The sequence below is a fragment of the Acinetobacter sp. MYb10 genome (assembly GCF_002980175.2).
In the GTDB taxonomy this organism is placed as follows: domain Bacteria; phylum Pseudomonadota; class Gammaproteobacteria; order Pseudomonadales; family Moraxellaceae; genus Acinetobacter; species Acinetobacter guillouiae.
The window spans coordinates 3,339,478-3,353,301 of sequence record NZ_CP058272.1 but is presented as its reverse complement, the minus strand read 5'-3'; the positions used below and the strand labels follow the sequence as shown (position 1 = coordinate 3,353,301).

The window sequence follows — 13,824 nt, the reverse complement described above, 5'->3', positions numbered from 1 at the left end:
CCGCGATATCCAAAGATTTTTTAGGCTCATTCGATTCATTCACACCAAGTTCAAAACATGCCTTTATGATGACTTGGTTTTGTTTTTTTAGCGTTTTATGTTTTGATGTAGAAAATTTTTCAATTCTCCTTTGAGGATGATCATGCAAAACCCGACTTCTGCAGATATTCAACGTGTTCGTGATTTCCTAACAGATTTACAAGCTCGAATCTGCTCTGCCCTAGAGCAACAAGAAAAATTAGGCCACGGCACTGCAACATTTGAAATTGATGACTGGCAACGCCCTGAAGGCGGTGGTGGTCGTTCACGTGTTCTACAGAATGGTACTGTGATCGAAAAAGGCGGGGTGATGTTTTCTCACATCAACATTTCCAAACTGCCAGCTTCAGCAACAGAACGACATCCAGCAATTGCTGGAGCCAAAGCACAAGCCTTGGGTGTTTCTTTGGTCATTCATCCAACAAATCCCAATGTTCCAACATCTCACGCCAATGTACGGCTATTTGTTGCAGAACCTGAAGGACAAGCACCAATTTGGTGGTTTGGTGGTGGTTTTGACCTCACGCCTTTTTACCCAAATGATGAAGACGTTTTATCTTGGCACCAAACAGCATTTGATCTGTGCGCACCGTTTGGTGAAGAAATTTATGCGGAACATAAACAATGGTGTGATGATTATTTCTATTTAAAACATCGTGATGAACAACGTGGTATTGGGGGTTTGTTTTTTGATGATTTAAATCAATGGGATTTTGAAAAATGCTTTGAATATATCCAAGCGGTCGCTAATGGTTATTTAAATGCTATTTTGCCTATTTTCCAAAGAAATCAGGATAAATCATTTACACAAGCCCAACGAGACTTCCAACTGTATCGTCGTGGTCGCTATGTTGAATATAATTTGGTTTATGATCGCGGGACTTTATTTGGCTTACAAACTGGTGGTCGAATTGAATCTATTCTGGTCAGCATGCCACCGCTTGCAGCTTGGTCTTATCGCCCAGAATGGGATGAAAATAGCCCAGAAAAATGCCTCACTGATCATTATTTAAAGCCTAAAGACTGGTTGTCGATATTAAAATAATCTCCCGCCATTTATGCTTCATCGTTTAAAAAGCTATCTTTCATTCAAGATAGCTTTTTCACTTAAACCGCTGAATACTTCTGAGAAAATAACGCTTGAAAGATTTACTCACAATTAAAATGAGAATAATTCACGATAAGAATACTTTTTTAATTTAATATATGCTCAAACTTGAGCTAAGATACCAACCTTAAAATTTCCTTAATTTTTTTGAAAAAAGTCTTAGCGTTTAAAGAATATTATAGCAGTAGAAACCAGAGGTAGGTATGAGGAATTTATTAGAAAATCACAAGGTTAGTCTTTCATTCAGTATTTTATTTTTATTAGCATGCTCCATTTCAACCACCATCATTTCCAAAGACCTTCTTTCTGACAGTATCTCAATTACTTCTAGTGTTGTTTTATCTGCTGGTTTTCTCGTTGTTTTTGCTATGATTTTTCTTGATTTCTTAGAGTCAGTTTGCAATCCATAAAGCATCATTTTTGAAGCACAACATTTCCCTCAAAACCTTCCTCTTAAAAACAAGCTTTAGCGCGATTAAAAAAACGCTCTAAATCATCAATTTATTCAAATTTTAGCATAAGCTAAACCGCATATAATTTGGTTGTGTCATCCATTTTCACGTATATTGTCGACATTCTCTAAAAATCAACACAATCAATACTTGGACATTTGGCATGAGTAAACTTTTCGCAGTCATTGGAAATCCGATTGAACACTCTCGTTCACCTGAACTACACCATGCCTTTGCAGAAAAGACTGGTATTGATCTCAACTATGTAAAACGTCTTGCTCCACTCGATGGCTTTACCACAAGTGTAACTGAATTCTTTGCTCACAATGGTGTAGGTATGAATGTTACTGTGCCATTTAAAGAACAAGCTTTTGCCTTATGCCAACAACTGACAGAACGTGCAAAAATCGCCAAGGCAGTCAATACGCTTTGGATGGAAAACGGGGTATTGCATGGTGACAATACGGATGGACAAGGTTTAGTCGATGCGATTAAAGCGCTAGACTGGACTTTAGACAACGCAGATATTTTGATTATTGGTGCAGGCGGTGCAACTCGCGGTGTGGTTTACCCTCTGGTAAAAGCGGGAGCTAAAAAGATTGTGATTGCCAACCGTACCCGTTCACGTGCGGAACAATTGGTGGCAGATTTACAAAGCGCTGTTCCTGAAGCAGAACTTTCCGCTTGTAGCCTAGATGAATTAGATGGGCAATTTGATCTTGTTATCAATGCGACTTCGGCAAGCTTAACGGGTGATGCACTGATTCTTCCTGAAACTTTAACCTTTCACCATGCTTATGAAATGGCCTATGGCAAACCTTCAAGCTTTATCGATCAAGCCAAAGCGCGCCAGATTCCAAGCTCAGAAGGCTTCGGGATGTTGGTTGGGCAAGCCATAGAAGCATTTTATATTTGGAATGGGGTTCGCCCGAATTTAAAAGATTTTCTTTAATCAAGATATACAGTTTTAAAAGATCCATAAAAAAGAACCTCAATTGAGGTTCTTTTTAACAACACCAAGATCAATTACTTTAACTTGGCATCACTCAAGATCTGATAGGTTTGCTTAAATAAATCATAATCAATAAATTCAGTCGCGTCTTGATCTAAGCCAGCAACAACTTGATCGTTAAATTTATTGCGTTTAAACGCAGTATAAGACTTGGCTAAAATCTTCGCTGTTTTGATAAAGTCAGCACGTTGCCCTTTTTCAATCTCATTTTCCGCTTCAAACTTCTGCATATAATATTGCGCAAAAACGGCTTCAGTGGTTTTGTATTTTTTGACTAAATTCTGAATTTCTAAAACACTTTGTTTATCTTTCCAGACTTTAGCCACGATCTCATCAACAGCATTTCCAAGTCCATCATCATATTGGTGGTCGTCTTCCAAATGATGCTTTTTCTGTAAAGCTTGGATCTGTTTTAAAGCCTGACCTTTCGGATTGTAAATCTCTTCATCAGAATAAGAATAAGCGTAGACCGTCGCAATTTCTTGTAAATCTTGAGCAGAATATTGTTTGATTAGCTCAGGTTTTTCTGCAGTCAGTTTGGCAATAAATACGGCTTTATAGGTTTTTTCATAGGAACCCGTTTGTGCAAACACCTGTTCAGCCAACTGTGCTAAACGCTCATCTAAAGTTAAGTATTTTTGTTCTGAATGATCACCTGAAACACCCGCAATACCGCCTACAGCTTGCTCCATAATGCTGCCTTTAAAGATATCTTTAAATGGTTTGGCTTGCTGTAAAACACTCTGATCGATCTTGCTGGCATTTCCATAATTAAGGAATTGCATATCCATCTTAACATTCAGTTTACGATTTAATTTATCAAAATCCACACCCAAATCATAATCTGCTTTTACCGCCCGACCGTTGTTATCTAAAGTCAGATCGACGATTAAAGGATTACGTTTGTTTTTAGGCGGCAAACTGGCTTCAACTTCAGTATGATGTTGATTCCACAATTGTTTAAATTGTTGAGCATCAACCAACTGGTCTTTGGCATAGCCTGTAAAGGTTTTGACAAGCGCTGCATTACTTTGCTGCTGTAAAGCTTTACTGGCTGAAGATGCATCATCCTTTGGTTCAGCACTTAAAACATCAACTTCATAATGATACTGACAATATTCCACATCACCAAAACGTGGATTAGCTTTTGCTTTTGTTAAATCTTCACATTGTTGTTCAGTTAAAATTTTCTGACGCTCTGCTGATGCGTCTTCAGACTCAGCTTCAACGCTATCATCTTCCTGATCGGCAACATCAGAAGCTTGGCTAGTGGCATAGTCTTCATCATCTTCAACTGCTTTTTTAGCCGCGTCTTGTGCATCTGCATAAACAGCGTCCACCTCTTCTTCAGACGCTTCATGAGATTGACGATTGACTGCACTATAAAGTTGATACATGGCACTAGCGGCATCAACCACACCCGCATCATCAGTACTGATCCCCGCTGAAGCTTCTTCTACTGCTTTCATTGCAGCTTGTGCCGCCTCGTTAGCAGCATCGCTTGAATGGCTTTCTCCAGCAGTATCTAAGAGTTTTGCAATATTTGTAGGACTCAATCCAAGCACTGAATTCATGAAATATTGACGATTCACTGTAGAATACAATTGCCCTTGCAAAAACATTTCTTCAATGCTGGTAGTTAAGCGGATTTTTTCGACGATACCCGCTTGCTTCTCAGCTGAACTCACCGCGAGATTTTCAATTTGATTCGGGGAAGCAATCAAATAAGAAGTTGCGCCTGATTGTTTAAGAAACTCAACCAAGGCTTTTCCATTCACCTTGGCAATATCATCTTTGTATTTAGAAAAATCATAATAGGCATATTTATTCTGATCTTGTGAATTGGCCAAATAAGGCATTAAAGAAAAAATATGGGTATAAAATTTATAATTATTGAGATCCAATACTGTAGGAACACGCATTTCCACAGAAAGGTTGGGTTTTTTATACTGCGTTTCTAAGTTAAACGATGCCATTTTCTGACGATAATTCACAGTTCCATCATAACGAATCTGTAAATCATTCACGATATTTTGTACAACATCTGCGCCCATACCAACAAAGCGATTTGAATACTTAGAATCTTGCTTAGCAATTGCTTGATAAAGTTCTTTTTTCTGTGCATCGGTTAATTTAATTTTTTGATCTCTTAGATACTGATTGACCTTTTTTTCAATTGTAGGATCTAATTGCTTTGTATCAGCTGCGTTGGCTTTCTGAACGCTATCAAGTCGAACCTTGACTTGTCCACGATAATCAAAATTCGGATATTCATACAAGGCATTCAAACCTTGAATTGCGCGTTGCGGAGCGTCTTGATCTGCATTTAAAGCATTGCTTTTAATCACATGTGTAGAACATGCCGATAAACTCAAACCCAATAGACACAATGTTAATTTTTTTAAATGCATGATAGTTCTACCCACTTGAATATTATAATGACAATAAAAATAACAAGGAAACAATAAAAAACAAAGTGTACAAGACTATCAAAAAATCAACAAATTCACATGTGCTTTTTCTACCAAATTCGCATTTCTGACAATTTTTTTAGAGAGTCTTATCAATGTAATTCCCATATGATTATGAATAATGAAGCTATAGATTGAAAATCCAAAACTATTTTTAAATTAGGATTAAACACATGCCAGCATATAAAGCGCCGCTCCGTGACATACGTTTTTTAATGAATGAAGTTTTTGACTATTCTGCACATTATAAAACACTATCAATTGGCGAAAATGCCGATGCTGATACTGTCGATATGATTTTAGAAGGTGCTGCAGATTTTTGTGAAAATGTACTTTCTCCACTGAATCAATCTGGCGACGAAGAAGGTTGTCATTTTAAAGATGGTGAAGTCACGACACCAAAAGGTTTTAAAGAAGCCTATAACCAATTTATTCAAGGTGGCTGGCAAGGTCTGTCTTATCCTGAAGAGTTTGGTGGCCAAGGTTTGCCGATGTCATTAAACCTGATCAAATCTGAAATGATGGGGACTGCAAACTGGTCATTCACCATGTACCCAGGTTTGAGCATGGGTTGTATGAATACCATTTTGCAATTTGGTACAGACGAACAAAAAAATACCTATATGCCACACCTGACTGCAGGTACATGGTCAGGAACAATGTGTTTGACTGAACCACAATGTGGTACAGACTTAGGTCAAGTAAAAACTAAAGCTGAACCTAATGCTGATGGTACTTATGCAATTACAGGGACAAAAATCTTCATCTCTGCCGGTGAACATGATTTAACTGAAAACATTATCCATATCGTTCTTGCGCGTCTTCCAGATGCACCAGCAGGTACCAAAGGTATTTCATTATTTATTGTGCCTAAATTCATCCCTACAGCTGAAGGTACAGTGGGTGAACGTAATCCTGTGACTTGTGGTTCTATTGAACACAAAATGGGGATTCGTGCATCTGCAACTGCAGTATTGAACTTTGATGGCGCAACAGGTTATTTGATTGGTGAAGTGAATAAAGGCTTACATGCAATGTTCACCTTCATGAACACAGCGCGTATAGGTACTGCTGTACAAGGCCTTGCTCACGCGGAATTATCATTCCAAGGTGCGTTACCATACGCAAAAGACCGTATGTCTATGCGTGCCCTATCTGGTAAAAAAGAACCAGATAAAGTGGCTGACGCAATCATTCACCATGCCGATGTACGTCGTATGCTTTTGACTCAAAAAGCATTTGCAGAAGGCGGTCGTGCAATGATTTATCATGCAGCTCAGCTTGCAGATAAAATGACCGATGCAATGTTACAAGGTGATCAAGCAAAATTTGAAGAATATGATGATAAGCTTGGTTTCTACACCCCGATTCTCAAAGGTTTCTTAACAGAAATGGGGCTTGAATCTGCGAATTTGGGTATGCAAGTGTTTGGTGGTCATGGCTATATCAAAGAGCATGGCATGGAACAAATTGCACGTGATGCGCGTATCGCGACTTTGTATGAAGGTACAACAGGTATTCAAGCACTTGATTTAATTGGTCGTAAAGTGCTGCTTTCATCTAAAGGTAAAGTGGTTCGTGAATACACCGCTGAAATCTTGAAATTCTGTGGTCAACATGCACGTAACAAATATATGCGTCGTTTTGCATGGGATTTAACCAAGATCTGTGCGCAATGGAATGCTTTGACTGTTCGTATCATGCTTGCAGCACGTAAAGACCGTGAAATCGTATCGTCTGCTTCTGTCGATTTCTTGATGTTCTCTGGTTATGCAATGATGGCTTACTACTGGGCACAACAAGCAGCAGTCGCTTCTGAAAAATTAGCGTCTGGTAACGGTGCTGAAGTTCCTGAGTTCTATAAAGCAAAAATCAAACTTGCAGATTTCTACTTTGAACAATTATTACCACGTTCACAAGGTCATGCTGAGTCTATGGTGAATCCATCTCGTACCATGATGGCACTTGATGCAGAACACTTTAGTTTTGATTACTAAAATTTAAAATTTCTGAAAAAACAAAAGAGCGCTACGGCGCTCTTTTGTTTTTAAGATATAACAGTGCAAGCTGCACTATAGTGATATTCATTCACTTTTATCGAAATCACAGTCTTAAAAACCCGTAACTTAAAGATGCCCTTAAGCAATCGCTTTAATGCTTTTAAAAATTGATCTGTTTAAAAGCCAACAAAAAACTCTGTCATCCCCTACTATTGAGTTCTAGAAGCGGGTTGAGTAATGGTTTTAATCAACTTAAATCGATTTTTTTCGAGCACATAAAAACGTGTAGTTACTTGATCCACTGCATAGTTTTGATCCATATGCTCTTCTTGTGTGACTAAGAGACGGCTGTTTGAACGTGTTGCAATCACATCTTCAGTCCGTTCCTCACCACCAAAGCCATCCGCTAAAAGCTGACCCGTACGTTTATTGACAAAAGAATAGACTCTACATCCCCCGCCACAGCCCCACATGGTGGTGACATATTCACCGGCAAAATCTGGTTTTTGTGTTAATGCATCTCTTAGTCGAGTACGAAACATATTGGCACTTGGATCTGAAAGATCAAGTTTCGCGGTCTTGCCTGTATACACAGCTTTCACAGGATAGTCGCTAAATTGAGGGACAACGTTTTTTGCATATGCCAGCGATAGGCTTGCCACAGCAAATAACATACTGATTAGAAACTTATTCATTGTGATGACCTTAACTTTTAATAGATTATTGTTTTAAGTCAGATCATAACAAAAGCTAAATTGTTGTGCTGTAGATTTATAGAAACTCTTCCAGCACAGAATTTAAAAATACATGACCTTGCGCTGTACACGCCAACTGTGTTTCATCATTCAACATCAATTTACGCTGTTTTAATGAACCAATCACCTGATCTAAATCAGACAAATTCAATCCTGTACGTTCAGGATACATTTGGGCATGAACACCCTCATTTAAACGTAAAGCATTCATCATAAATTCAAAAGGCATGTCTTGTTTTTCAATACGTTTCAATTGCAAATGTTCAGCCGGCACTTTGGCTAAGTAGTCTTTAGGCAAACGGGTTTTTTGAAAACGGTATACGCCATCAGCTTGGGTAATTTTGCCATGTGCTCCTGCCCCAATCGCTAAATAATCGCCAAATTGCCAATAATTTAAATTATGTGATGACGGTTTTTCTTTACGCCATGCAGACACTTCATAATTGATAAAGCCATTGGCCTTTAAATATTGCTCACCCTGTTCTTGAATGGTTTCCAGAACATCATCTACAGGCAAAATAGGTTGAGTGCGGAAAAAAACCGTATTCGGTTCAATGGTCAATTGATACCATGAAATATGGGTTGCCCCATTTTCAACTGCAAGTTTTAAGTCATACAAGGCTTGTTCTAAAGTCTGTTCTGGCAAACCATGCATCAAATCTACGTTAACCCGTTGAAAACCCGCTTGTTTGGCATGTTGAATGGCGGAAACAGCATCATCATTGGAATGGATACGGCCCAGCTTTGTTAGATGATCAGGATTAAAACTTTGTACCCCAAGCGATAAACGATTAATTCCAACATCTAAATAATCTGCAAAAGGATCATGTTCAACCGTCCCTGGATTGGCTTCCAAAGTAATTTCACAATCCTGCTCAAACGGGACTAAAGCTTTTAACTGGGTAAAAAGCCACTGATAACCTTGTGCAGAAATCAATGACGGAGTTCCACCACCAATAAACACACTATAAATTTTACGTCCCTGAGCAAAATCCACTTGGGTTTTAAAATCTTCAACCAGTGCCAATAAATATTCTTGCTCTAAATCTAAAGAGAGCTTCCCATCGGGTACAGCATGTGAGTTAAAGTCACAATACGGACACTTACGGACACACCACGGCATATGGATATAAAGCGACAAAGGTATATTTTGAGGTGTTAAATCAGTCAAAGAAGGCTCAGAACAAGTTTAGAGAGTGATTATTTTAACATGACTTCTACCATCCGATTAGAACAAGTCATCAATTTGCTTTAGACTGAACATTAACAATAAAAGTAGATGAAGAAGAATGCTGAAATTATCGAGTCAATTATTGTTCCTTTTACCACTCACCATGGGTATTGGCATTGCCATGACCTTTCAAACCGCTATCAATACTCAATTGCGCGAATATCTGCATTCGCCATTACAAGCTGCCCTTTTATCCTTTTTAGTTGGTACACTATTGCTCGCTATTTTGGTGATTGTGCAAGCTGAACAGAGACCAACCCTTTCAAGTTTAGCGGTGATACCTTGGTATCTTTGGCTAGGTGGCTGCTTAGGTGTTTATGCAATCAGTATGAGCATTTATACTGCACCGAAACTGGGTTTTTTAACCCTGTCAGGCTTAATCATTTTTGGACAAATTGCAATGTCGATGATCGTTGACCAATTTGGACTACTGGGTACAGATAAAACGCCAGTAAACTGGCAACGTCTTTTAGGTGGCGTGGTGATTTTTATAGGTGTGCTTCTCACTCTACAACGCTAACCAATCTATTTTCTAAGCACATTTAAAACGAGTATTTACTGTGTCTGCATCGATAAAAGCCACAACTACCCGCTTTGAATTAAAGCAACTTTTTAACTTAATGCTCCCAATTTTAATCACTCAGTTTGCTGCAGCAGGCTTTGGATTGATTGATACCATTATGGCTGGGCATATGTCTCCCGAAGATCTTGCCGCAATTGCTGTTGGTGTAGGTTTATGGATTCCAGTCATGCTGCTGTTTAGTGGCATCATGATCGCAACCACGCCTTTAGTGGCAGAAGCCAACGGCGCACGCACCCCAGAAAACATCCCTTCGATTGTTCGTCAGTCTTTATGGGTTGCCTTATTGCTGGGTATTATTGGCATGCTGGTTTTACAGATCATTCCTTTATTGTTGCCTTTGGTTGGTGTGCCTGAATCTTTATTACCTAAAGCCAGCTTGTTCTTACATGCGATTGCTTTTGGGATGCCTGCTTTTACCATGTATTCAACATTGCGGGGCTATTCCGAAGCTTTAGGCTACCCTCGTCCTGTCACAGTGATTAGCCTTGTTGCGCTTGTGGTACAAATTCCGCTGAACTTTATTTTTATGTATGGAATTGGGCCGATTCCACACTTGGGAAGTGCTGGCTGTGGTTTTGCAACAGCCTTGTTGCAGTGGATCATGTTCATCACGATTAGCATCTATATTTTAAAAGCCAAACGCTACCAAGCCACACAACCCTTAAATATGTTTGAGAAAATAGACCGCGTACTGATTAAACGTATCCTCAAACTGGGATTACCAATTGGTTTGGCGATTTTCTTTGAGGTCAGTATTTTCAGTACAGGTGCAATTGTACTCAGTCCGCTTGGTGAAGTTACCGTTGCAGCACATCAAATTGCCTTATCCATAACATCACAATTGTTTATGATTCCGATGTCATTGGCTTTAGCGCTGACCATTCGTACAGGGACTTATTTTGGCGAAAAGAATTGGTATGCGATGCGTAAAGTCCAGAAAGTTGGATTAATGACCAGTACCTTATTTGCCTGCATCACCATGTTACTCCTGTTAATTCTACGCCCTCAAATTGTGTCCGTTTATACCAGTGACTATGATGTTTCCCAAGCAGCAATATATTTAATTTTATTTGCGATTGGCTACCAACTTATGGATGCATGGCAAGTCAGTGCTGCGGGCTGTTTACGTGGAATGCAAGATACCAAAGGCCCAATGTGGATCACCATGCTGGCCTACTGGATCATCGCTTTCCCTGTTGGGATTTATTTAGCACGCTATACCGATATGGGCGCCGCTGGGGTATGGACAGGACTGATTATCGGACTGACCATTGCCTGTGTTTTATTATTGACGCGTCTGTATATGAACAATAAAAGGTTGAGTCAGGCTTAAATTAGAAACGTTTATATTTAATGCGTTTACCTAAAAATAATGCTGTTTAAATACAGCATTTTTTTATAAGTGTCCTTTATTTTACTCAGATTGAAGCTGATAGGCTTGCTGAAACTTTTCAGACATCTCAGATTCATTGCCAACCTCTTTTACAATGGCTTGCCCGACAATGACATCAGTCCCATTAAATGTCATCGTCGGAGAACCATATAACTCATAGCCGTCATTTAAAGCTTTACTGACCCGTGCACAGAAATTCACATCATCCTTACCAGTTAAATAACGATAAACTTTCATGATCCAACAACGATTAAAATATTGAAGAATATTTTAATCCAAAACTACTGAGAAGAAACCGATAGCGTGCTGGGTATTTTAAGATTAAAAATAGCCAAGTAGAAACAAACGCTTAACAAATTAGAGTAGGCAGTTTAACAATAGTCGCCTATGATCAAAATGAATTAAACGTCTAATCCCAATTAAAGGATGGTTACGAATGTCGAAAAGTACCAGTACCCCAGGTCGCCGCTTTATGAAACTTGCGAGTATGACTGCAAGTATCGCGACGAAAACGGTATCAAATTCAATTCGTAACTTTAATGCGGATGAAGAACAAAAAAATGAAGCGCGTAGTAAGCTGTTCCAAGATATTGGTGTTCAAATTGCAGATACCTTAGGAGAAATGAAAGGTGCTGTGATGAAAGTTGGTCAAATCGCCTCGCAATATAAAGATATCTTTCCACCTGAAGTCGCACGGGCAATTGCTAAATTGCAACGTCAAGCGCCTGCAATGCCATTTGCTGAAATTAAACAACAAGTAGAACGCGAGCTAGGCAAACCGATTGATCAAACCTTTCTGCATTTTGATGAACAACCCTTCGCAGCAGCATCTATTGGTCAAGTCCACAAAGCCATGTTAAAAAATGGCACTGAAGTTGTGGTCAAAGTACAATATCCTGGGGTAGATGAAGCTTGTGAAAGTGACTTAAAACAGGTTCGTTTGGCATTACGCTTAATGGGTGTTTTAAAAGTAGATAAAAAATTACAAGATCGCTTATTTAAAGAGATTCAAGACAGCTTACATGAAGAACTCAATTACGAAATTGAGGCACAAAACTTGCAAGTTTTTAGAATATTCCATCAAGCTTTGGACACAAAAATTATTATTCCCAAAGTGTTTACAGACTATTCGAGTCGTCGCATCTTAACCCTAAGCCTTGAAAAAGGTGAAAGTATTGAAACTGCAAGTACTTGGGATTTATCTGTGCGCAATGAAATTGGTCGCCGCTTAATCTTGGCATTGGGTCAACAAATTTTCTTCTTAAAACGTTTCCATTGCGACCCTCATCCTGGCAACTTTGCTTTCCGTGAAGATGGCAGTGTGATCATTTACGACTTTGGCGGTGTAAAAACCTTATCCAATGAAATCATTACTCATTTTAAAGCCTTGGTCAGAGCTGCACGAAAACAAGATATTGTGACAATTGAAGAGCATTTAACGGTTTTAGATGCGTTAGCTGAAAAAGGTAAGTTTCCCGTAGAATTGTATGAGGCATGGCTTGAAATTTTATTACGACCGCTGACTACACATTATGATTTTGCTGAAAATTCAGCACATCATGATGGCATCAAACTGGTGAAAAAATCATTGAAGTATTGGGATGTATTCAAACCATCGCCAGATACTTTAATGGTAAATCGTACGATTTCAGGACAATACTGGAATCTGATTCAACTTAAAGTCAATGATAATTTAAAAGATCTCTTTGAAGAGCTGGTGCCTTTACAAGACTAAGTTGTATTGATGTTTTTTATTGAAGTCGATTGCATCCAATTCATTTAAAAGTGACATGATCAATGCATTCATTTTAAAAAATTTCGTTATGCACTTCATCTAATTTTAAGGATAAAACTTTACATTAAACTTATATTTGAAGTCTAAGCCAGATCCTCCTGCTTAGGCTTCTTTTTTATCTCACTTTTTTCCAAGTTCGATATACAACATGAATACGTATCAAATGAAGTACTTTACAAGTTAAATGTAATATTATAACATTACACAATGTTTAAATAATTAGAGGTTAAAACCATGCGCCAAGGTATCCACCCAGAATATCGTCAAGTGTTATTTCATGACACCAATGCCAATGCATACTTTGTTATTGGTAGCACCATCAAGACAACAAACACCAAAGAATATGAAGGCACACAATATCCTTATGTCACACTCGATATATCCAGTGCTTCACATCCTTTCTATACAGGTGAAATTCGTCAGGCAAGCAATGAAGGTCGTATTGCCAACTTCAATAAGCGCTTTGCCCGTTTTAAACGTTAATTGAACTGTATGTTGTGTCTAAGCCTAAGCTTCCCTCAGCTTAGGCTTTTTCATTTTGAATATTGCACATTATTTTGTGGATAAAAGCATTTGAAAAATATAAAAGCCAATCGCTAAACAGATCACACCAACGATCACACTAGAAACAGTATAAGCCAAAGCGATTGGAAACTGTCCCTGCCGAATCAGCTGGAATGTTTCCAGACCAAAACTGGAAAAAGTTGTAAAACCGCCGAGGATTCCAACCATTAAAAATAATCGAGTTTCATTCTGTAAAATAGGATAGCGCTGGGTAAAAGCAAAAAAAATCCCAGCCAAGAAACAGCCCAAGATATTGATCGACCATGTTGTCCAAGGGAATAGGCTATGTGGTTTAGAAATAATAAATCCTGCACCATAACGTAAACTTGCACCAATTGCCCCACCGCATGCGACCAATAGCCAATTCATGTTTAGACATCCTTAAAACTTTTTAAAAAACGCATTTACCCACCATCCGATT

General features: G+C 38.7%; 13 protein-coding genes. 7 read left to right on the top strand and 6 right to left on the bottom strand.

From position 1 onward, the window contains the following. Positions 1-142: 142 nt before the first annotated feature. On the top strand, positions 143-1,084 hold the full coding sequence (gene hemF, locus CQZ96_RS15605; RefSeq protein ID WP_105714590.1) for an oxygen-dependent coproporphyrinogen oxidase: 942 nt from the start codon (positions 143-145) through the stop codon (positions 1,082-1,084). Between the two features lie 286 nt (positions 1,085-1,370). Here hemF and CQZ96_RS15600 read toward each other — a convergent pair whose 3' ends face one another. Further along, positions 1,371-1,565: a hypothetical protein gene (locus CQZ96_RS15600; protein WP_035371912.1), complete on the bottom strand. Its 195-nt coding sequence runs from the start codon at positions 1,563-1,565 to the stop codon at positions 1,371-1,373. 197 nt (positions 1,566-1,762) lie between these two features. Here CQZ96_RS15600 and aroE point away from each other — a divergent pair, with 197 nt between their 5' ends. After that, a complete protein-coding gene (aroE, locus tag CQZ96_RS15595; RefSeq protein ID WP_105714591.1) occupies positions 1,763-2,551 on the top strand; it encodes a shikimate dehydrogenase in 789 nt (262 codons plus the stop codon). A 74-nt stretch (positions 2,552-2,625) separates the two neighbouring features. Here aroE and CQZ96_RS15590 read toward each other — a convergent pair whose 3' ends face one another. Further along, a complete protein-coding gene (locus tag CQZ96_RS15590; protein ID WP_105714592.1) occupies positions 2,626-5,022 on the bottom strand; it encodes a hypothetical protein in 2,397 nt (798 codons plus the stop codon). Between the two features lie 233 nt (positions 5,023-5,255). Here CQZ96_RS15590 and CQZ96_RS15585 point away from each other — a divergent pair, with 233 nt between their 5' ends. Beyond that, positions 5,256-7,079, top strand: coding sequence for an acyl-CoA dehydrogenase C-terminal domain-containing protein (locus CQZ96_RS15585; protein WP_105714593.1), 1,824 nt, complete (start codon positions 5,256-5,258; stop codon positions 7,077-7,079). 212 nt (positions 7,080-7,291) lie between these two features. Here CQZ96_RS15585 and CQZ96_RS15580 read toward each other — a convergent pair whose 3' ends face one another. Together CQZ96_RS15580 and hemW are read right to left on the bottom strand one after the other, a co-directional pair. Next, a complete protein-coding gene (locus CQZ96_RS15580; protein ID WP_105714594.1) occupies positions 7,292-7,777 on the bottom strand; it encodes a hypothetical protein in 486 nt (161 codons plus the stop codon). Positions 7,778-7,853: 76 nt separating this feature from the next. After that, positions 7,854-9,008 (bottom strand): radical SAM family heme chaperone HemW, encoded by a 1,155-nt coding sequence (gene hemW, locus CQZ96_RS15575; protein WP_105714595.1) that lies wholly within the window; start codon positions 9,006-9,008, stop codon positions 7,854-7,856. Between the two features lie 118 nt (positions 9,009-9,126). On the opposite strand from hemW, the gene CQZ96_RS15570 reads away from it, so the two are divergent. Both CQZ96_RS15570 and CQZ96_RS15565 read left to right on the top strand, forming a co-directional pair. Next, positions 9,127-9,588, top strand: coding sequence for a DMT family transporter (locus tag CQZ96_RS15570; protein ID WP_004725603.1), 462 nt, complete (start codon positions 9,127-9,129; stop codon positions 9,586-9,588). Between the two features lie 40 nt (positions 9,589-9,628). Continuing rightward, complete coding sequence (locus CQZ96_RS15565) at positions 9,629-10,984, top strand: MATE family efflux transporter (RefSeq protein ID WP_004725601.1); 1,356 nt, start codon at positions 9,629-9,631, stop codon at positions 10,982-10,984. An 81-nt stretch (positions 10,985-11,065) separates the two neighbouring features. Here CQZ96_RS15565 and CQZ96_RS15560 read toward each other — a convergent pair whose 3' ends face one another. Continuing rightward, complete coding sequence (locus CQZ96_RS15560; protein WP_034616427.1) at positions 11,066-11,281, bottom strand: DUF1737 domain-containing protein; 216 nt, start codon at positions 11,279-11,281, stop codon at positions 11,066-11,068. A 199-nt stretch (positions 11,282-11,480) separates the two neighbouring features. On the opposite strand from CQZ96_RS15560, the gene CQZ96_RS15555 reads away from it, so the two are divergent. Together CQZ96_RS15555 and CQZ96_RS15550 are read left to right on the top strand one after the other, a co-directional pair. Beyond that, entirely contained in the window at positions 11,481-12,779 is a 1,299-nt protein-coding gene (locus CQZ96_RS15555; RefSeq protein ID WP_105714596.1) for an ABC1 kinase family protein, read from the top strand. A 294-nt stretch (positions 12,780-13,073) separates the two neighbouring features. Further along, on the top strand, positions 13,074-13,322 hold the full coding sequence (locus tag CQZ96_RS15550) for a type B 50S ribosomal protein L31 (protein ID WP_004816804.1): 249 nt from the start codon (positions 13,074-13,076) through the stop codon (positions 13,320-13,322). A 69-nt stretch (positions 13,323-13,391) separates the two neighbouring features. Here the strand turns inward: CQZ96_RS15550 and crcB are convergent, their stop codons facing one another. Then, a complete protein-coding gene (crcB, locus tag CQZ96_RS15545; RefSeq protein ID WP_034616430.1) occupies positions 13,392-13,772 on the bottom strand; it encodes a fluoride efflux transporter CrcB in 381 nt (126 codons plus the stop codon). Between the last annotated feature and the right edge of the window lie 52 nt (positions 13,773-13,824).

Bases quoted from the DNA above. Each gene is read 5' to 3' on its own strand.
- crcB (WP_034616430.1), bottom strand. From the start codon at position 13,772: ATGAATTGGCTATTGGTCGCATGCGGTGGGGCAATTGGTGCAAGTTTA.
- CQZ96_RS15580 (WP_105714594.1), bottom strand. From the start codon at position 7,777: ATGAATAAGTTTCTAATCAGTATGTTATTTGCTGTGGCAAGCCTATCG.
- CQZ96_RS15590 (WP_105714592.1), bottom strand. From the start codon at position 5,022: ATGCATTTAAAAAAATTAACATTGTGTCTATTGGGTTTGAGTTTATCG.
- CQZ96_RS15560 (WP_034616427.1), bottom strand. From the start codon at position 11,281: ATGAAAGTTTATCGTTATTTAACTGGTAAGGATGATGTGAATTTCTGT.
- CQZ96_RS15550 (WP_004816804.1), top strand. From the start codon at position 13,074: ATGCGCCAAGGTATCCACCCAGAATATCGTCAAGTGTTATTTCATGAC.
- CQZ96_RS15600 (WP_035371912.1), bottom strand. From the start codon at position 1,565: ATGATGCTTTATGGATTGCAAACTGACTCTAAGAAATCAAGAAAAATC.
- hemF (WP_105714590.1), top strand. From the start codon at position 143: ATGCAAAACCCGACTTCTGCAGATATTCAACGTGTTCGTGATTTCCTA.
- CQZ96_RS15570 (WP_004725603.1), top strand. From the start codon at position 9,127: ATGCTGAAATTATCGAGTCAATTATTGTTCCTTTTACCACTCACCATG.
- CQZ96_RS15585 (WP_105714593.1), top strand. From the start codon at position 5,256: ATGCCAGCATATAAAGCGCCGCTCCGTGACATACGTTTTTTAATGAAT.
- CQZ96_RS15555 (WP_105714596.1), top strand. From the start codon at position 11,481: ATGTCGAAAAGTACCAGTACCCCAGGTCGCCGCTTTATGAAACTTGCG.
- aroE (WP_105714591.1), top strand. From the start codon at position 1,763: ATGAGTAAACTTTTCGCAGTCATTGGAAATCCGATTGAACACTCTCGT.